This window comes from Tahibacter sp., assembly GCF_032229445.1.
Classification (GTDB): domain Bacteria; phylum Pseudomonadota; class Gammaproteobacteria; order Xanthomonadales; family Rhodanobacteraceae; genus Tahibacter.
This window is the reverse complement of the sequence record NZ_JAVTWC010000101.1, coordinates 119,064-135,551: the sequence shown is the minus strand read 5'-3', so window position 1 is coordinate 135,551 and position 16,488 is coordinate 119,064. Positions and strand designations below refer to the sequence as shown.

The following is a 16,488-nucleotide window of genomic DNA, read 5'->3' as shown; positions in this document are numbered from 1 at the left end:
GGACGGCAATGCCATCACAGTCATTCGCGCGCGCAGCATTGCCGCTGGCCGTGCTGATGGTCCTGTCCACGGGCAGCCGCGCGGACAGCGGCGGCGGCGTCGACACGGAATTCGGCAACGCGCTGCTGACGCGCACCGGCGGCGTGAACGCGACGCCGGACGCGCGCGGCACGAGCTGGCTGCGCCCGGGCCAGCGCCGTTCGCCCGGCGGCCATCTGTATTCCTGTCCGCTGGAATCGCCGACGCTGCAGGAGATCGGTGGGTGGGACCTCGACGCGCGCGTGCAGCTCGGCTGGATCGGCACCTACGGCGACGACGACAACGCGCTGTGGAACCGCTACGTGCGCTGGGACAGCGGCCTGGTCCTCGGCCTGCTCGACCTCGCCCTGCGCCGCGCGGCCGACGGCAGCTACGCCGCAGTGCGCGCGAGCCGCCTGAGCAGCGACGACGCCTTCTTCGAGGCCGCATTCGGCCGTGCCGGCAGCTACAAGGTGCAGGCCTTCCTGCGCGAACTGCCGAATGCCACGAGCGATTCGGCGATCTCGATCTGGAACGGCGTGGGCAGCAACGAACTCACCCTGTTGCCGGGTCTGGCGCCCGGCGCGAGCAGCAGCGGGCAGGTCGCCGCGGCCGCGGCCGGTGTCGCGCCGCAGCGCCTGCAGGTCGTGCGCAGCAAGACGGGCCTCGGCTTCGACGCCTACCTCACGCCGCGCTGGACGGCGTATGCCAAGCTGAGCAACGAACAGCGTTCGGGCGCGCGGCCTTTCGGCGGCGCGTTTTTCTACAATTTTCTTTTTCCCGGAAACGCCGGCGCGCTGGAGACGCTGCGTCCGGTTGAGGACAGCACGCTGAATTTCAACGGCGGCCTTCGCTTCGCCGGTGCGCGCTGGCGCATGGACGTGGCCTATGACGGATCGTTCTACCGCGATGCGTACCGGCGCTTCCGTTTCGAAAGCCCGTTCGCGCTGACCCCGACGCGACCGGGAGCCACATCCGCGACTATCTACCAGGGCCAGTTCGCGCTCGAACCCGACAACGACTATCACAACGTCCGCAGCAGCTTCACGCGGCGCCTGCCGTGGAACGGCGAACTCAGCGTCAGCGCGGCGGCCGGCCGCATGAGCCAGGACGACGGCCTGATCGCGCCGATCGACTGCAGCGGCACGTTCGGCGTGGACATCGACGGCAGCGGCATCCCGAGCGCGACGAATCGCTTTCTGCACAATTGCTCGGACTGGAATACGCCGGCCTCGCTGTCTCGCGACAGCGCAGACCTGCGCATCGACACCTATTCCTTCGACAGCCGCTTCACGCTGCAGCCATCGTCGCGGCTCGACCTGCGCGGCGGCGTGCGTTTCAACCGCGAGGACTACCGCAACACCTACCTCGCCTACAACCCGCTGACCGGCGACTACGGCTACATCACCGAGAACGGCGCGCAGGCGAGCATCCAGGCCGGTGCGCTGGGGACCTGGAACCCGCTGACGTCGCCATCGGTCATCACGCGCGTACGCAGCCTGCCGCTCGACCAGGCAACGCACGCGGCCGAACTCGGCGCCGACTGGCGCCTGGCCGAGCGGCGCACGCTGGGCCTGAGCCTCGTCACGCAGCGCAACGAGCCCACGCATCGCGAGCGTCGCCGCGTCGTCGAGGACAGCGCGAAGCTGAGCTTTGTCGACCGCAGCCTGGACTGGCTGACCTTGCGCGCGAACTACATCTGGCTCGATCAGCACGGCGACCGCTACGTGCCCAATCCGTATGGGTCGGCATACTCGACCAGCCTGCCGGGCTTCGTCGCGCCGATCGGCGGCGTACCCGCGTTCACGGTCGATGCGATGCGCAAGTACGACCTGTCCGACCGGCGCGAGCACAAGGTCGATCTCATGGCGACCGTGGCGCTGGCCGACGACATGACCCTGAGCACCGGCCTGCGCGGCGACTGGAACGACTACGGTGCGCAGATCGGCCGCCAGGCGCACGACCGCACCGGCTTTCACCTGCAGTGGGAATGGCAGCCGTCGCCGCTGACCCGTGCCAGCGTCCACTACGGTGCCGATCGCGCGCGCCTGCGCATGGCCAATGTCGCCGACGTCGTATTCGGTCCCGACGGCAGCCTCGGCGGGCCAGACTATCCGCTCAACGCGCGCTGGTGGGCTTACGACAAGCAGCGCAATCGCACGGCGGGCGCGACGCTCGACCACCGTTTCGGCCCGGTACGCGTCGATGCGGGCTGGAACCTCGTCGACGCGCGTGGCCTGACCAGCTATCGCTTCGATTCGCCGGTCGCCCTGGCGTACTTCGAGGACGGCCTCGACGGCGCGCGCAGCGGCAGTTTTCCGCTCATGCGCTATCGCGTCGACAGCCTGACCCTGGGATTGAGCTTCGCATTGTCGCCGCGGTTCTCCGTGCGCCTGTTCGACTATTACGAACGCGGTCGCGTGGACGACTGGCATTACCTCGGCCTGGATACGGCCCGCGTCATCGACCACCGCGTCTACAGCGACGGCGGTCCGCAGGGCTATGCCACCAACCTGATCGGCGTGCTGCTCGACGTGCGCTTGTAGCGCCACCCGGAGGGCAAGTCGTGGCAGGTGCAGACACGTCAGTGCAAATGTTTTTTAGTGAAAAAAGGAGATAGAGACGATGCGAATCATGAACACCTTGCTGGCACTCGCCGCGGCGCTGCCGTTCACCGCGGCAGCGGCCGATCACGAAGTCCTGGTCGGGCAGGGCGGCAACGCCTACGTGCCCGGCACGGTCACGATCTCGGTCGGCGACACGGTGACGTTTCGCCAGGTCGGCGGTTTCCACAACGTCGCGTCGAATCCGGGCGCGATCACGGCGTTCCGTTGCGGCCCGAACGGCTGCGACGGCGTCGGCGGCGGAAACGGTGAGCCGGGTGGCGGCACCTGGCAGCAGACCGTCACGTTCCCGGATGCCGGCACCATCGGCTATTTCTGCGATGTGCACGGACAGAGCATGTCCGGCACGATCGTGGTGAACCCGGTGCCGGTCACGCTGCAGTCCTTCGAAATCGACTGACCGGCTGCCGCACCGCGGCTGATCCCGCGGTGCGGCCCGTGTCGTGCGGAGCATGCCGATGAAACGCCTGTGCGCCTTCACCCTGTTGCTGGCCTCCTGGGGCGCGGTCGCGGGCGAGTTCGTCGACCTGCGACGCGCCACCGCGATCCGCGGCGACGCGGTCGCCGGTGCGGCCAAGGTCGCGGTCTGCGTCGCCTGCCATGGGCCCGACGGCAACGCGGTCGTTCCCGCGTTCCCGGCCCTGGCCGGCCAGCACGCGGGGTATCTGTACCAGAGTCTCGACGGCTTCCGCCGCCGGGCCGATCCGGCCTCGCCGATGACGCCGCAGGTGCAGCACCTCAGTGACGCGGACCTGCGCGACATCGCGGCCTATTTCGCGTCGCGCTCGCGTACGCCGGCATCGGGGGCGGCATCGGGCGACAGTGCCGGCGCGCGCCTGTTCCGCGAAGGCGATCCGTCGCGCGGCATCGCGCCGTGCCAGGGTTGCCACGGCCCGGCTGCGCAAGGTCATCCGCTGCGCGCGGAAATGGCGCACTATGATTACTACCCGGCGCTGGCCGCGCAGCAGCCCGACTATCTCGTCGCTCGTCTGCGCCAGTATCGCGACGGCGGCCCGGGCGACACCAGCAACGCGCTCCTCATGCGCGGCGTGGCGCGTCACCTCGACGATGCAGCAATCGCCGAGTTGGCCGCATGGCTCGCCGCGACACCACGCTGAACTTCACTGGAGACTACCGATGAACATCACAGGCAATGCTCCGCAGCAAGACCCGGGCGTCGCGCCGCAACGCCGTCGATTTCTGGTGCTGCTCGCCGCGTGCGGCACCGCGGCGATCGCAGGGCCGGCCATGGCCGATCTGGTGCCTCTGTCGGAAACCGACCCGACCGCGCAGGCGCTGGGCTACAAGGCCGACGGCAGCCAGGTCGACACCACGAAGTTTCCGAAACACACGCCGCAGCAGCTTTGCGCCAACTGCAATTTCTTCCAGGGCACTGGCGCGACCGGGCCTTGCCAGCTGTTCCCGGGCAAGTCGGTCGCTGCCAAGGGCTGGTGCTCGGCCTATGTGGTGAAAGCCTGATTCGGCGACGGCGACGGCGGCGCGTCAGCGGGCGAGGCGTTCGTTGAGGTCACGCAACTTGGCCATCTGCTGGACCAGTTGCGGCACCTGGTCCAGCGCCATCACGAACTTCCACAGGTAGGCAAAGATCGCGTAGACATCGCCGGCGCGTACCGCGTCGCCCTGCGCCAGCCGCGTCAGCGCGACGACGAACAGCGCGATCACGGCGATCTCCATGGCGCCGAAGGCCTTGGCCTCCACATCCGACAGGCGCACGCGCCACCCGCCGAGCGCGCGGAAATGTCGCCGTACCGCGTCGGGTCGGCCGCGCCGCAGCACGTCGATTTCACGTTCGAGACGGTCATTGAGACCCCGGTTCAACGCCAGCGAGCGGCGCGCGAGCCAGCGATTGATCGCCAGCAGCGGCAGCACCAGTACGAGACAGGCAGCGCCGATAGCCGTGTCCAGCCAGAACAGCGTGCAGAGCGAGACGGTAAGCCCGACGACGGCGAACAGTACGGCGGGCACGTCGCGTTCGAGGAAGGTCACGTACTCGCGCGACAGCGCACTGCGCCCGGCGATGATCGACGGATCCACGCCTTCGTCGTGCGCGCGGCGCACGAAGGTGCCGGCAATGTCGGCATAGAGGCGCGCGAACACGCGCGTGTCCAGCATCCTGGCGCTGACTTCGAGCACGAGCGCGGCAACATGGCAGGCGACGAGCCAGACTATCGCCGCGTAGCGCTGCTCCAGCACGCCGTTGATCGCGAGCGCGGTCGCGATCGGATACAGCTGGCCGGCAAGACTCCCGGCCGTCGACACGGCATGCGCGGTCGAGAGCCGGCCGAGGTGTGACTTGACGAAAGCAAGGATCACGCGATGACTCCGTTGCCGGTCGAGCGGTCGGCGCCATCGGCGGCGGCAGCGTGGCAGGATCGTCGCGGCAGTGCGGCCGCCCCCGATCGAGCACGCTGGCCGGCTACTTCTTGCCCTTGATCAACGGCAGGTCGGCCGCGGTCCATGCGGCGACGCCGCCGGACAGGGTGTAGACGCGCTTGAAGCCGGCCTTGGTCAGCCGCGACGCGGCGCGGGCCGAGGTCTGGCCGTTGCGGCAGACCACTGCGACCGGCTTTTCCTTCACCTTGCCCAGATCCTTGTGCTCGGGATCGAACTGCGACATCGCGACGTTCTTCGCGCTCGTGATGTGGCCTTTCTCGAAATCCGGCGGTGCCGAGACGTCGACGACGAGCGCGTTCTCGGCATTGATGAGCCGGGTCAGCTCGGCCGGCGTAAGTTCCTTGTAGCCGCGGAACCAGCGGGTGGATTCGTTGGCGATAACGGCGATGAGGACGCCGAAGAACGCCATCGACAGAATGGGATGGTTGCCCATGAACTCGGGCAGGCGGTGCAGGAATTCAGACATGGAGAGGCCGGAGCCGGTACGCAGTGGGGGGCGCGATTATCGGCGACCCGGCCTTCGGCGCATAGGCCACCGTCATCGAAGGCTCATGAATCGTCCGCGGCGCCGGCGCCGCGCACCGCCTCTGCAGCCCCCCTTAATATGTTGAGGGGGGGTGAAGAGCGATCGCTCAGAACCACAGGTTCTGATCGTTCTGAACGCCCAGCGGGCCGGGTGAAGAGCGATCGCTCAGAACCACAGGTTCTGATCTGTCTGAACGCCCAACGGGCCGGACAGACCAGCGCGCAGCGTTGGCCGTGGTTGTGGATCTGGTGCACGGCCGATGGGCGGCATCGTTTCCAGTTGCTGCGGTGCTGGACGACGCAGATCGGATACGCGACACAGAAGCAGGCGAGCTGGAACTTCCTCAGTCCTGACCAACGATCACCGGCAACCCGCTCATGAGCCACCAGCGCTTTTCTTTTTCGTCCCAGCGCCAGGTCTGCCGGTCCTTGACCGTGCGCTCGCTCTGGCTGTGGTTGTTGATGATGCCGACTTCCGCGAGCACCTGGATCTCGGTCTTGCTGACCTGCACCGGCGACTGCTGGTGATAGAAGCTCACCCGCACCTGGCGGTAGCGGTTCAGGTCCAGCGGGGGTATCGGCTTGGCCTCGCGCACCGCCGGATCGATGAAGGCGATGGCCTGCTCGAAGCCGCCCCAGCGCAGGGTCGCGGCGTAGTCGAGCAGGACCTGGTCCATGGCCTTGTCCTTCTTGCTGCGGGCCTCGGCGGTGCCGGCGGACAGGCACAGCAGTAACAGCGGTAGCAACAGCCAGCGACGCATGCAGCTCTCCCGTAGCGTAGTCGCGCCGGATTGTGACGCAAGCAGGTTCAGGAAACAGGTAAGAAGAGCGGAACGGGCAGGAAAAAGGTTAGAGGATCGAGAAAACAGAGAGCGCGGGTTCTCGATCTTCTCTCACTCCTCTCCTCTCTCCACTGCTTTCATGCCGCGCTGGACTTGGCCTCGCGGCGCAGCGCGACGAAACGCGCATCCAGCGTGGTCGCGAGCTTGCCCGAACTGTCGGCCACGCCGGCCAGGATGCGCAACCGGCCCTTGTTGCGGGAGCCGAGCATGTCGAAGAAATCGTTCCAGCTCTCGCCCTCCGCCAGCCGCGATTCGGCGCGGATCTCACCCCAGACTGGCGCGAGATAGCGCAGCTGAGAATCCTGCACATACACGTCGCAGTCTTCGCCCGCCGCGCGCAGGCGCAGTACGACCAGCGCCCAGCACGACAGGGTCAGCAGGCTGGCCAAACTTCCGCCGAAAGCGCAGCCTTTGTCATTGATGTTCGGCGCCAGCGGCGCCAGCAAGGTCAGGCCATCGGGCTGGTACGCGGCGATCTGCAGCTGCATCGCGCGAGCCAGCGGAATATCGGCGAGGATTTCGCGCTCCAGCGCGTGGATCAGGGCATCGGTCATGGACAACGCAGCAGACAGGACGAACAGGGCGCGCACGGTGCCACGAGCGGTCGCCAGCGGCAAGGCGCATAAGCCCCGTCCGGGCAACCCTGGGCAGAACGGGGCCGTGCTGGTTGGTCCCCTGCGCGGTGCTGGCGTGGTCAATACGCGCCCGGCAGGCAGTGCCGACGGCCTGAGCCGCCGGCTGCGCCGCCTCGGCGCGGAAACCGTCTCGCTTCCGGGTCAGCGCCTGCGGATCGCCGCCGATGCCGCGCGCGCGCGCGCCGAACTGCGCGCGGCGCAGCGTGGAGACGGCGTGGTCTTCGTCAGTCCGGCCGCGGTGCGTTTCGCCTGGAAACTGCTGCCGACACTGCGCCTGCCACAACGCCTGCGGGTCTGTGCCGTTGGCAGCGCGACCGCTGCGGCGCTGCGCCGTCGTGGCGTCGTCGCGGTGATCCAGCCGCAGGGGCGCCAGGACAGCGAAGGTCTTCTCGCCGAAGAGGCCCTGCGGCGCGTGCGCGGCCAGCACTGGGCCTCGATCGGCGCCGCGGGCGGGCGCGACAGCCTGCCTTCTACGCTGCGTCGGCGCGGCGCGAAAGTCGCGTTGGTCGAGGTCTACCAGCGCCTGCCACCCCGCTGGACGCGGCTGCACCATGCGCGCCTGGAAACCGTACCGCGGCCGTTGCTGGTCGTGGTCACCAGCGCCTACGCCCTGGCTCAGCTCGCCACGGCCCTGCCTGCCGGGCTGGTGCTTACGCTGCGTGCTGCCGAGCTCATCGTGAGCAGCGACCGCCTTGCGGGACTCGCGCGCGAACACGGCTTCACACGTATACATGTTGCTGAATCGGCGCTGGCCGCGGATCTCACCGGGGCGTGCGATCGCGCCCTCGCGCGACACCGCTTGTAACCTGGCCGTCATGCGCGCGACGTTGGTCTGCCGACCGCCGGGCACCGATCTTCGGTACGATTGAACCCATGGACATGGATACGCCCGATATCTCTGCGCCGGCGTCGTCGCCCGCGCCCGTGACGCCGCTCCCTTCATCGACGCCGGCTCCACGCCCGCTGCTTGCCGGCATCGCCCTGCTGCTTGCAATGGTGGCGGTCGTCATTGGCGCCGTCGCCTGGTGGCGTACGGCGGCCGATGGCAGCCGCGGGAATGCGATCGCGACGGACATTGCCCTGGCACGTACCGATGTCGACGGCCTGCGCCGCGCGGTCGAGCTCGAACGGCGCGAGCGCGAGATGTTGCGCCAGCGCCTGACCGATGCCGAAAACGTCAACAAGACCTTGCGCGAGGAAGTGCTCGGCGTGTCCGAGCGTGCGCGCGTCCTCGAGGACGCGATTTCCAATCTCGCCGACAGGCGGCTGTCCGGCCACGATGCGCTGCTGCTGAACGAGGCGGAGATGGTGCTGCTCCTCGCGCAGCAGCGCTTCGAACTTTTTCACGACGCGGCCGCCGCGGCGCGCGCCTACCGCATTGCCGACAGCGCACTGGCGGCGCTGCAGGATCCGGTCTTCGCGACCACCCGTGAAACCCTCGCGGTGGAGCTGCGCAGCCTGGACCAGATGAACCAGCCGACCGAAGCCGCAGCGCTGGCGGAACTCGCCGCGCTGCGCGATCAGGTCGCTGCTCTGCCGCTCGCCGCCGCGTTGGATCGGCGCGAGGCCGGTGCCGATTCGAAGCTGTGGCGCGCGCTGGGCCAGTTCGTGCGCGTCACGCGCACCGGCCCGGGCGGTGGCGCCGTCGCCGATCCGGCCTTGTTGCGCAATTTCGTCGCGCTGGAACTGCGGGCCGCCGAACTGGCGCTGCTCGAACGCAACGACGCCGCGCTGCACGCAGCGCTCAAGCGCGCCCGCGCGCAGTTGGCGGACGGCTTCGCCGCCGATGACCCGTCCGTGGTCGCGGCACTTGCCGGGCTGGGCCGCCTCGACGTGCAAAGTGCTGCGGCATCGCCTCGGCCGACGCTGGGCGCGACCTTGAAGGAACTGCGCAATCTGCGCACGGCGCAGGGCCTGCAGCAGGCACTGCCCCGCGTCGATGGGACGCCGGTTCCATGAGGTACTGGCTGGCGGGGCTGTTGCTGGTGGCGGCCATGCTTGCAGCCGCGGTGGGCTATCACTGGCTGGCGAGCGATCCGGGCTACGTGCTCGTGCGCCTGGGCAATACCAACTACGAAACCACGGCCGTCGTTGCGGTCGTCGCGCTGCTGCTGCTCTGGGGCCTGATCGGCGTGGCCTGGCGCCTGGCGCGCTGGCCGCTGCGGCTGTGGTTTCGCCGCGTACGCAAGAAGAGCCGCGAGCGGCTGGCCAATGGCCTCGTCGCGCTGGCCGAGGGCCGCTATCTGCGCGCGGAAAAGGAACTCGCGCGCGCCACCCAGTACCGCGAATTGCGTGCGCCGGCGATGCTGGCGACCGCCCGCGCGGCGCTGGCCCTCGGCGAAACCGCGCGCGCCGATGCGGCACTCGACGAAGCGGCCGAGACCGCGCCGGGCGCGGCGCTGGCCTTGCGGGCACGTCTCAAGCGTGAGCGCGGCGAATTCGCCGAGGCGTATCGCCTGCTGTCCACCGAGGCGCGCACCACCACGCTGGTGCCGGCGGCCTGGGTCGAATACATCGAAGCGGCGCTCGCGACGGGTGAGGCCGAGGCGGCCATGGATGCGCTCGCGCCGCTCGCGCGGACCCAGGCACTGTCCGCGCCCACCTTCGCCGCGCTCGAGGCGCGCGTGCTGGCCGCGGCCCTGACCGCGCAGCGCAGCGCCGACGGACTCAATGAGCAGTGGGCCGGGCTAACCCGTGCCCAGCGGCGCGTGCCTGCGGCGCTGGCCGCCTACGCGCGGCGCATCGCCGAACTGGGCCATCCGCTGCCTGGCATGAGCGAGATCGAGGCTCACCTGCGCAAGGACTGGTCCGAACCCGCGGTGCAGGCCTACGCCGAACTGGCTGGTGCCGATACCGGCGCGCGTCTGCGCCAGGCCGAGGGCTGGCTGCGGCAGCATCCGAACAGCGTCGTGCTGCTGGTCTCGCTCGGGCGGCTCTGTGTCGCCGGACGTCTCTGGGGCAAGGCGCGCGAATACCTCGAGCGCTCGCTCGCGATCAGCGAAACCGCGGCGAGCTGGGAAGCGCTCGGCGACTGCCATTCCGGCGAAGGCAGCCATGCGCTGGCGGAGCACTGCTACCGCAACGCCCTGCGCCTGGCGCGCAACGAGGCGAGCGAGCCGCTGCCCGGCATGGCGCCGCGGCTCGGGCTGGACACGAAGGCCGCGGTCATCGAGCAGCGCAGCGAACACGGCGTGCCGCGCTTGCCGGATGTTGGTTAGGTTCTAAACGAACGGTTGGTGCGACCGTTCCACCGTGCTCCCAGTCCTTTACGCGTCAGCGCCCCTCGGTATCGACGCTCTGCAGGCGCCCGTTCTGAAGCGTCAGGACACGCAGCAGACGCGAGCTGCCGAGATCGTAGGTCCATTCTTCCACGCGTACCGGCGTATAGCGCTCGTTGCCGAAGTTGTCGCGGCGAACGTTGGCCCGGCGCTGGTTGCGCCGCCCGGCTGGCTCGCCGCAGTAGGCGACGATCTCGCCGGCGCTGGTGCCGGCGGTCAGCCCGTCGAGATTGCAGCTGTCGCCGAGCGTGTTCACGCCGTAGCCCAGGGTTTCCTCGTGCTCGAGGCGGCCGTTGAGGAACAGCAGCCGCACCATGAGCCGGCGCGGGCCGAAGTTGTAGTACCAGACGTCGTAGACGTCCTCGATCTGGGTTTCCAGCGGGCCGTTCGCGCCGCGTACGCTGACGCTCGCGAACTGGTCGACATAGAACGGTTCGCCACAGCGTTCGCGCACGGCAAAGTCGCGATCGCCGTCGGCCACCACGCGCGTGCCGCAGCGCAGGGCATGGGCGGGCGCAGCCAGGAGCAGCAGCAGGCACAGCAGGGCGAGTCGCTTCATAGTCCGTGGATCCCGGCGCGGTTGCTGAGGATGTGCGCCAGGACGTCCGGCGCATAGTCGAAACTGTCGTAGTACAGCCGGTCTTCGTCCAGTCCCGCCGCGACGAAGCTGCGCCGGCCCGCATCGATCATCGCCGGCGGCCCGCTCATGTAGATGTCGAACCCGGACAGGTCCGCATGATCCTCAAGCACGGCTTCGTGAACGAGGCCGCTGCGCAGGCCATTGCTGAACTCCGGGTCGGAGACCACCGGTACATAGTGGAAGTTCGAAAACTGCCGCATCCACTGTTGCGGCAGCGGCGCCTGATACAGGTCCTCGGCGCGGCGTGCGCCCCAGTACAGCTGCAGTGACCGCCGCGTGCCCAGGTGCAGGAAATGCTCGATCAGCGCCTTCACTGGCGCGAAGCCGGTGCCGCCAGCGACGAACAGCATCGGCCGTTCGGAGTCCTCGCGCGGCACGAACGTGCCCAGTGGTCCTTCGACGCGCAGTACGTCACCAGGCTGCAGCGCGTCGAAGACATGGCCGGTGAAGCCGCCGCCGGCGACATGGCGGATATGCAGTTCGATGCGCGCATCGCCTTCGGGTGCGTTGGCGATCGAGAACGCGCGGCGCTTGCCGTCGGCCAGCAGCACGTCGAGATACTGACCGGCGAGCCGGTTCAGCCGTTCGCCGTGCGGCGGATGCAGGATCAGCTGCATCACGTCGGCGGCGAGCAGCTGCTTGTGCCCGACGGTCAGCGCCAGCACGCGCCGTGGCATGTCGGCGACGGAGGCGACCTCGCGCGCGAGCAGGATCAGGTCGCTCGTCGGCAAGGCCTGGCACAGCAAGACCTGGTGCTTCGCCTGTTCGCTGGCGTTGAGCCCCGCCGGCGGATTGCGCGGGTAGGTGACATCGCCGGCGACCAGGCTGGCCTTGCAACTGCCACAGACGCCGGCGAGACAGGAATACGGCAGCGCCAGGCCGGCGCGCTGCGCGGCTTCGAGCACACTTTCGCCGGGCTGCACGTCGAAGCGCTTGCCGCTGGCCTGCAGGGTAACGGTATGGCTCACGCAGCGATCCGCCGGAATGACGCGCGATTGTCGCATGCGTCGCCGTGACCGGCGGGTACTCAGGTCCTGACCGGGCCGCTTCCGCCAGCGGCGGCCCCTGCCCTTCCGGCGCGCGCTGCGAACCGGTCTAATCGCCGCTTCGTTCCCTACGCGAGCCCACCATGAGCCTCTGGAAGCAGCAGACCGACCTCGCCACCATGAACAGCTGGAACGAAGGCACGGCAGGACAGTCGCTCGGCATCCGCTTCACCGAGATCGGCCCGGACTTCCTGCGTGGCACGATGCCGGTCGACGCGCGCACTCGCCAGCCGTTCGGCCTGCTGCATGGCGGCGCGTCGGTGCTGCTGGCCGAAACGCTAGGCAGCCTCGCGGCGAATCTCTGCCTGGATCCGGCGGCGGAACTGGCGGTGGGCCTCGACATCAACGCCAACCACCTGCGCGCCGTGCAGTCCGGCGAAGTCACCGGCACCGCCTCGCCGCTGCACATCGGCCGCACGACCCAGGTCTGGGAGATCCGCATCGTCACCGACGTGAACGACCTGTGCTGCATCGCACGCCTGACCATGGCGGTCGTGCCGCGTCGCGACCGGCGCGCGTGAGCGCGCTCGCCCCGTATGCGGACCTGAATCCCGAGCGCGTACTGGCCGCGGTCGAGGCGCTGGGCCTTTACACCGACGGCCGGCTGCTCGCACTCAACAGCTATGAGAATCGCGTCTACCAGGTCGGCATCGAGGACGCGGCGCCGGTCGTGGCCAAGTTCTATCGGCCCGGGCGCTGGTCTGACGCGGCCATCGCCGAGGAGCACGCATTCGCGGCCGAGCTGGCTGCGGCCGAGCTACCGGTGGTCGCGCCCCTGCTGATCGACGGCCGCAGCCTGCACACGACCGGCGCGCATCGGCTTGCGCTGTATCCGCGCCGCGGCGGTCGCGCACCGCAGCTGGAATCGGCCGAGCACCTGCAGTGGATGGGCCGGCTCATCGCGCGCATCCACGGCATCGGTGCGCGGCAGCGCTTTGCCGCCCGCGGCGCGATCGACCTCGCCACGTTCCTGCATGCGCCGGCCGCGGCCGTGCTGGCCTCTCCGCTGCTGCCGACGACCTCGGCGGCACGTTATCGCAGCGCCATCGCCGCGCTGGACGCGCCGCTGCAGCAGCGCTTCGACGCGGTCCAGCCGCAGTGCCTGCGCCTGCATGGCGACTGCCATCCGGGCAACGTGCTGTGGACCGATCACGGCCCGCACTTCGTCGACCTGGACGATGCGCGCCTGGGTCCGGCGGTGCAGGATCTGTGGATGCTCGCAACCGATGCGCGCGCCCTCGACCTCCTGCTCGAAGGCTATGCCGAGTTCCGCGATTTCAATCCGGCCGAACTCACCCTGGTCGAGCCGCTGCGCACGCTGCGGCAGGTGCACTGGGCCGGCTGGATCGCGCAGCGCTGGCACGACCCGGCTTTTCCGCAGGCCTTCGCCTTCGTCGGCGAGGCGCGCTGGTGGGAACAGCACATCGCCGATCTGAACGAGGCGGCGTTGCAGATGCAGGAATAGAGAAGCCAGAGCGCTTTCATTGGCGCAGTCTGGCGCGCTTGGTTACCCTTGCGCCGATGAATGCCACAGCCGATACCGTAGTGACCGCTGCCCGCCCCGATCGCCTGCGCCCGTTGCGGTACCTGTGGCGCTCTCCGGTACTGCTGGTTCATCTGCTGATCGCGTTGCCGCTCGCCCTGATCGTGATCAACCCGCTGGGCGCGCGCCTGCGCATCGGCGGCCAGCGCCTCGATCACTGGATGACCTCGTGGTGGTCGCGCTGGCTCGTACGCTTCTTCGGATTTCGCATACGCCGCTTCGGCGAACCCCATCCGGGCGCGGTACTGTTCGTCGCCAATCACGTGTCCTGGCTCGACATCGAACTGCTCCACAGCCAGGCTTTCCTGTGCTTCGTGGCCAAGGCCGAGATCGGCCGCTGGCCGCTGATCGGCTGGCTCGCGGCGCGCGCCGGCACCATCTACCACCAGCGCGGCAGCGGTCATTCGCTGGCCGCGGTCATGCAGCGCGTGGTCGAGCGGCTGCGCGAAGGCCTGCCGGTCGGCGTGTTCCCCGAGGGCGGCACGGGCGCGGGCGACCGCGTGCGCACGTTCCATGCGCGCATCTTCCAGGTCGCCGTCGACGCACAGGTCCCGGTCCAGCCGGTTGCGCTGCGCTACGGCAACGACGGCCGCCAGGATCCCGCCGTGCCGTTCGGTCCGGGCGAGAGTTTCGTCGGTAATTTCCTGCGCGTGCTCGGCGGCCGCGGCATGACGGCCGAAGTGCATTTCTGTACGCCGATACCGATCAGCGGCGACGAAGGCCGCCGCCGGATCGCGGAACGCGCGCGCAGCGAAATTTGCGTCGCACTCGGCCTGCCCGATACGAACGAGCGTAGCGGCAGCGCCGCCGAGGACTGATTCCATCACTGCCGACCGCGAGCCCATCCCACCCGTGCGCGCCACCGATTTCCGCCCTCACCGCCTGCTGCGCAATGCGCACATACAGTCCGTGCTGGCCTCCAGCGGCATGCGCCGCTGGCTGTTCCGCAAGCGGGGCGCGCTACTCGAGGCGCAGTCGACCGAGCTGATCCTCGATTGCGGCGACGGCGTGCGCCTGCAGGGCTTCCACTCGCCGCAGCAGGCGCGCGAACAGGCGCGCGGCCTGGTCGTGCTGCTGCACGGCTGGGAAGGCAGCGTGCAGTCGAGCTACCTGCTGCATACCGCCGCGCGGGTGCTCGCCGAAGGTTGGGACGTTTTCCGGCTCAACTTCCGCGATCACGGCCAGACGCATCACCTGAATCCGGAGATGTTCCATTCCTGCCGCCTCGACGAAGTCATCGGCGCGCTGCAGGACATCGCGCGCCGTTATGCGCCGCAGAAACTGGCCCTCGTCGGATTCTCGCTTGGCGGCAACTTCGCGCTGCGCGTTGCGCTGCGCGCGCCGGCCGTCGCGCTGCCGCTGAGCTACGCGCTCGCGGTCTGTCCGGCCGTGCATCCGCCCGACATCCTCAGCGCGATCGAGCGCGCGCCCTGGTTCTACCATGCGTATTTCATGCTCAAGTGGCGCGAATCCCTGCGCCGCAAGCAGCGCCTGTTTCCCGAGGCCGCGCGCTTCAGCCGCTCCGAACTCGGTGCCTCGATGCGCCAGCTGACCGCGACCATGGTCGCGCGGCACACCGACTTCGGCACCCTGGACGCTTACCTGGACGGCTATTCCATCGCCGGTGACCGGCTCGCCGATCTGGCTGTGCCGGCGACGATCCTGACCGCCTCGGACGATCCCATCATCCCGGTGGACGGCTTCCATGAGCTCAAGCTGTCCGTGAGCACCGAGCTCGAAATCGCCCCGGCCGGCGGACATTGCGGCTTCATCCGCGACTTCAGCCTGCGCAGCTGGACCGAGGATTTCATCGCCGAGCGGCTGGGCCGGCTCGTGGCCTGACCGGGCGATTCAAGCGCGTTGCCGAAGTTGGCAAGGTGCGCCTAGGCGAGGGCGTCAGTACGGCGGCTGCGGCATAATTGTCGGCTCGCGCCCGCGCGCCCGTTCTCCCCGAAGTGGATCCCCATGCTGCAAGAACTTGCCCGACTGCACTCCGAAGGCCGTCTTGACGAGGCTGAATCCGGCTACCGCGCCGTGCTCGCCAGCGAGCCGGACAATGTCGATGCGCTGCACCTGCTCGGCCTGCTGCGGCGCCAGCGCCAGGACCTGGCCGAGGCGCGCCGCCTGCTGGACCATGCGCGCCGCCTCGCACCGGACCGCGGCGATGTCGCGCTCGAGCTGGCCGGCCTGTATTTCCTCGAGCAAGATCGTGTCGGCGCGCGTGCATTGATCGAAGACACCATCCGGCGCAATCCCAACCAGCCCGGCGCACACACCCTCCTTGCGCGCATCGCCATCGTCGACAACGACCTGGCCAAGGCCGAATCCCTGTTCCGCACCGCGCTGCGTTCCGACGAGAACGACGCCCACGCGATCTCTGGCCTGGGCCGGCTGCTGCTCGATAACGGGGACGTCGACAAGGCGCTGGCCTACCTGAGCCGCGCGACCGAACTCGCGCCCAAGGATGCCGGCATGCAGTTCGCGCTGGCCCGCGCCCTGGTCCTGCGCGGCAACCGCGCATTCGGCGAACAGGCCGCGCGCAATGCGCTGGCCCTGGCGCCCGAACTGCACGGTGCGCGGTACCTGCTCGGCCAGGTGCTGCTCGAAGACGGCAAGATCGAAGAGGCCCAGGCGACGTTCGCGGTGCTCAGCGAAGCACCCGGCTTCCAGGGCATCGCCCGCTTCGGTCTCGGCGACGTGGCGCGCCACCAGCGCCGTCTCGATCAGGCCATCGAACACTATCGCGCGGGCCTGGCTCTGCAGCCCGATCAGGTGCGCGCGGTGCAGCTGCTCGGCAGCTGCCTGGTTTCCGCCGCACGCGAGGACGAAGCGCTGCAGCTCTACGGCGAATTCCTGCAGCGTCACCCGGAAACAGTGGCAATCGAGGCGGCACTGGGCGAACTGCTCGGCCAGCTCGGCGAC

General features: G+C 69.0%; 18 protein-coding genes. 12 read left to right on the top strand and 6 right to left on the bottom strand.

Annotation, left to right across the window (positions count from 1 at the left end; genetic code table 11):
- Positions 1-8 precede the first annotated feature (8 nt).
- The 4 genes from RUU78_RS17525 (at position 9) to RUU78_RS17510 (ending at position 4,121) form a co-directional block, all read left to right on the top strand.
- Positions 9-2,564, top strand: a complete 2,556-nt coding sequence (locus tag RUU78_RS17525) for an MtrB/PioB family outer membrane beta-barrel protein (protein WP_313918755.1) — start codon at positions 9-11, stop codon at positions 2,562-2,564.
- A gap of 88 nt (positions 2,565-2,652) precedes the next feature.
- On the top strand, positions 2,653-3,042 hold the full coding sequence (locus RUU78_RS17520) for a plastocyanin/azurin family copper-binding protein (protein WP_313918754.1): 390 nt from the start codon (positions 2,653-2,655) through the stop codon (positions 3,040-3,042).
- Positions 3,043-3,100: 58 nt separating this feature from the next.
- Complete coding sequence (locus tag RUU78_RS17515; protein WP_313918753.1) at positions 3,101-3,760, top strand: c-type cytochrome; 660 nt, start codon at positions 3,101-3,103, stop codon at positions 3,758-3,760.
- 19 nt (positions 3,761-3,779) lie between these two features.
- Complete coding sequence (locus tag RUU78_RS17510) at positions 3,780-4,121, top strand: high-potential iron-sulfur protein (RefSeq protein WP_313918752.1); 342 nt, start codon at positions 3,780-3,782, stop codon at positions 4,119-4,121.
- Between the two features lie 24 nt (positions 4,122-4,145).
- On the opposite strand, the gene RUU78_RS17505 is transcribed toward RUU78_RS17510, so the two are convergent.
- From RUU78_RS17505 to RUU78_RS17490, 4 genes are all read right to left on the bottom strand, one after another.
- Positions 4,146-4,976 carry an ABC transporter six-transmembrane domain-containing protein gene (locus RUU78_RS17505; RefSeq protein ID WP_313918751.1) on the bottom strand — a complete coding sequence of 277 codons (831 nt, stop codon included), beginning with the start codon at positions 4,974-4,976 and terminating at the stop codon, positions 4,146-4,148.
- Positions 4,977-5,079: 103 nt separating this feature from the next.
- Positions 5,080-5,523, bottom strand: a complete 444-nt coding sequence (locus RUU78_RS17500) for a rhodanese-like domain-containing protein (protein ID WP_313918750.1) — start codon at positions 5,521-5,523, stop codon at positions 5,080-5,082.
- A 403-nt stretch (positions 5,524-5,926) separates the two neighbouring features.
- The gene (locus RUU78_RS17495) at positions 5,927-6,343 is read right to left on the bottom strand and encodes a hypothetical protein (RefSeq protein ID WP_313918749.1); all 417 of its coding nucleotides are present in this window, start codon (positions 6,341-6,343) and stop codon (positions 5,927-5,929) included.
- Between the two features lie 158 nt (positions 6,344-6,501).
- A complete protein-coding gene (locus RUU78_RS17490) occupies positions 6,502-6,978 on the bottom strand; it encodes a YiiD C-terminal domain-containing protein (RefSeq protein ID WP_313918748.1) in 477 nt (158 codons plus the stop codon).
- 106 nt (positions 6,979-7,084) lie between these two features.
- Here RUU78_RS17490 and RUU78_RS17485 point away from each other — a divergent pair, with 106 nt between their 5' ends.
- The 3 genes from RUU78_RS17485 to RUU78_RS17475 all read left to right on the top strand — a co-directional run bounded on the left by RUU78_RS17485 (position 7,085) and on the right by RUU78_RS17475 (position 10,277).
- The gene (locus RUU78_RS17485) at positions 7,085-7,864 is read left to right on the top strand and encodes a uroporphyrinogen-III synthase (protein ID WP_313918747.1); all 780 of its coding nucleotides are present in this window, start codon (positions 7,085-7,087) and stop codon (positions 7,862-7,864) included.
- Between the two features lie 68 nt (positions 7,865-7,932).
- Positions 7,933-9,018 carry a uroporphyrinogen-III C-methyltransferase gene (locus RUU78_RS17480; RefSeq protein WP_313918746.1) on the top strand — a complete coding sequence of 362 codons (1,086 nt, stop codon included), beginning with the start codon at positions 7,933-7,935 and terminating at the stop codon, positions 9,016-9,018.
- Positions 9,015-10,277: a heme biosynthesis HemY N-terminal domain-containing protein gene (locus RUU78_RS17475; RefSeq protein WP_313918745.1), complete on the top strand. Its 1,263-nt coding sequence runs from the start codon at positions 9,015-9,017 to the stop codon at positions 10,275-10,277. Before RUU78_RS17480 ends, RUU78_RS17475 begins: the two co-directional genes overlap by 4 nt.
- A 55-nt stretch (positions 10,278-10,332) precedes the next feature.
- On the opposite strand, the gene RUU78_RS17470 is transcribed toward RUU78_RS17475, so the two are convergent.
- Complete coding sequence (locus tag RUU78_RS17470; protein WP_313918744.1) at positions 10,333-10,896, bottom strand: DUF2845 domain-containing protein; 564 nt, start codon at positions 10,894-10,896, stop codon at positions 10,333-10,335.
- Positions 10,893-11,945: a CDP-6-deoxy-delta-3,4-glucoseen reductase gene (locus RUU78_RS17465; RefSeq protein ID WP_313918743.1), complete on the bottom strand. Its 1,053-nt coding sequence runs from the start codon at positions 11,943-11,945 to the stop codon at positions 10,893-10,895. Before RUU78_RS17465 ends, RUU78_RS17470 begins: the two co-directional genes overlap by 4 nt.
- 161 nt (positions 11,946-12,106) lie before the next feature.
- Here RUU78_RS17465 and RUU78_RS17460 point away from each other — a divergent pair, with 161 nt between their 5' ends.
- The 5 genes from RUU78_RS17460 to RUU78_RS17440 form a co-directional block, all read left to right on the top strand.
- Positions 12,107-12,544 carry a hotdog fold thioesterase gene (locus RUU78_RS17460; protein ID WP_313918742.1) on the top strand — a complete coding sequence of 146 codons (438 nt, stop codon included), beginning with the start codon at positions 12,107-12,109 and terminating at the stop codon, positions 12,542-12,544.
- On the top strand, positions 12,541-13,488 hold the full coding sequence (locus RUU78_RS17455; protein WP_313918741.1) for a serine/threonine protein kinase: 948 nt from the start codon (positions 12,541-12,543) through the stop codon (positions 13,486-13,488). The genes RUU78_RS17460 and RUU78_RS17455 overlap by 4 nt, the downstream gene beginning before the upstream one ends.
- An 80-nt stretch (positions 13,489-13,568) precedes the next feature.
- A complete protein-coding gene (locus tag RUU78_RS17450) occupies positions 13,569-14,384 on the top strand; it encodes a lysophospholipid acyltransferase family protein (RefSeq protein ID WP_313918740.1) in 816 nt (271 codons plus the stop codon).
- Positions 14,385-14,409: 25 nt separating this feature from the next.
- On the top strand, positions 14,410-15,408 hold the full coding sequence (locus tag RUU78_RS17445; RefSeq protein ID WP_313918811.1) for an alpha/beta fold hydrolase: 999 nt from the start codon (positions 14,410-14,412) through the stop codon (positions 15,406-15,408).
- A 123-nt stretch (positions 15,409-15,531) separates the two neighbouring features.
- The coding region (locus RUU78_RS17440) for a tetratricopeptide repeat protein (protein ID WP_313918739.1) at positions 15,532-16,488 on the top strand (957 nt) is incomplete at its 3' end.

What these genes read in the sequence shown, in the direction of transcription:
- RUU78_RS17525 (WP_313918755.1), top strand. Translation starts at nt 9, where the DNA reads ATGCCATCACAGTCATTCGCGCGCGCAGCATTGCCGCTGGCCGTGCTG.
- RUU78_RS17520 (WP_313918754.1), top strand. Translation starts at nt 2,653, where the DNA reads ATGAACACCTTGCTGGCACTCGCCGCGGCGCTGCCGTTCACCGCGGCA.
- RUU78_RS17515 (WP_313918753.1), top strand. Translation starts at nt 3,101, where the DNA reads ATGAAACGCCTGTGCGCCTTCACCCTGTTGCTGGCCTCCTGGGGCGCG.
- RUU78_RS17510 (WP_313918752.1), top strand. Translation starts at nt 3,780, where the DNA reads ATGAACATCACAGGCAATGCTCCGCAGCAAGACCCGGGCGTCGCGCCG.
- RUU78_RS17500 (WP_313918750.1), bottom strand. Translation starts at nt 5,523, where the DNA reads ATGTCTGAATTCCTGCACCGCCTGCCCGAGTTCATGGGCAACCATCCC.
- RUU78_RS17495 (WP_313918749.1), bottom strand. Translation starts at nt 6,343, where the DNA reads ATGCGTCGCTGGCTGTTGCTACCGCTGTTACTGCTGTGCCTGTCCGCC.
- RUU78_RS17490 (WP_313918748.1), bottom strand. Translation starts at nt 6,978, where the DNA reads ATGACCGATGCCCTGATCCACGCGCTGGAGCGCGAAATCCTCGCCGAT.
- RUU78_RS17480 (WP_313918746.1), top strand. Translation starts at nt 7,933, where the DNA reads ATGGACATGGATACGCCCGATATCTCTGCGCCGGCGTCGTCGCCCGCG.
- RUU78_RS17475 (WP_313918745.1), top strand. Translation starts at nt 9,015, where the DNA reads ATGAGGTACTGGCTGGCGGGGCTGTTGCTGGTGGCGGCCATGCTTGCA.
- RUU78_RS17470 (WP_313918744.1), bottom strand. Translation starts at nt 10,896, where the DNA reads ATGAAGCGACTCGCCCTGCTGTGCCTGCTGCTGCTCCTGGCTGCGCCC.
- RUU78_RS17460 (WP_313918742.1), top strand. Translation starts at nt 12,107, where the DNA reads ATGAGCCTCTGGAAGCAGCAGACCGACCTCGCCACCATGAACAGCTGG.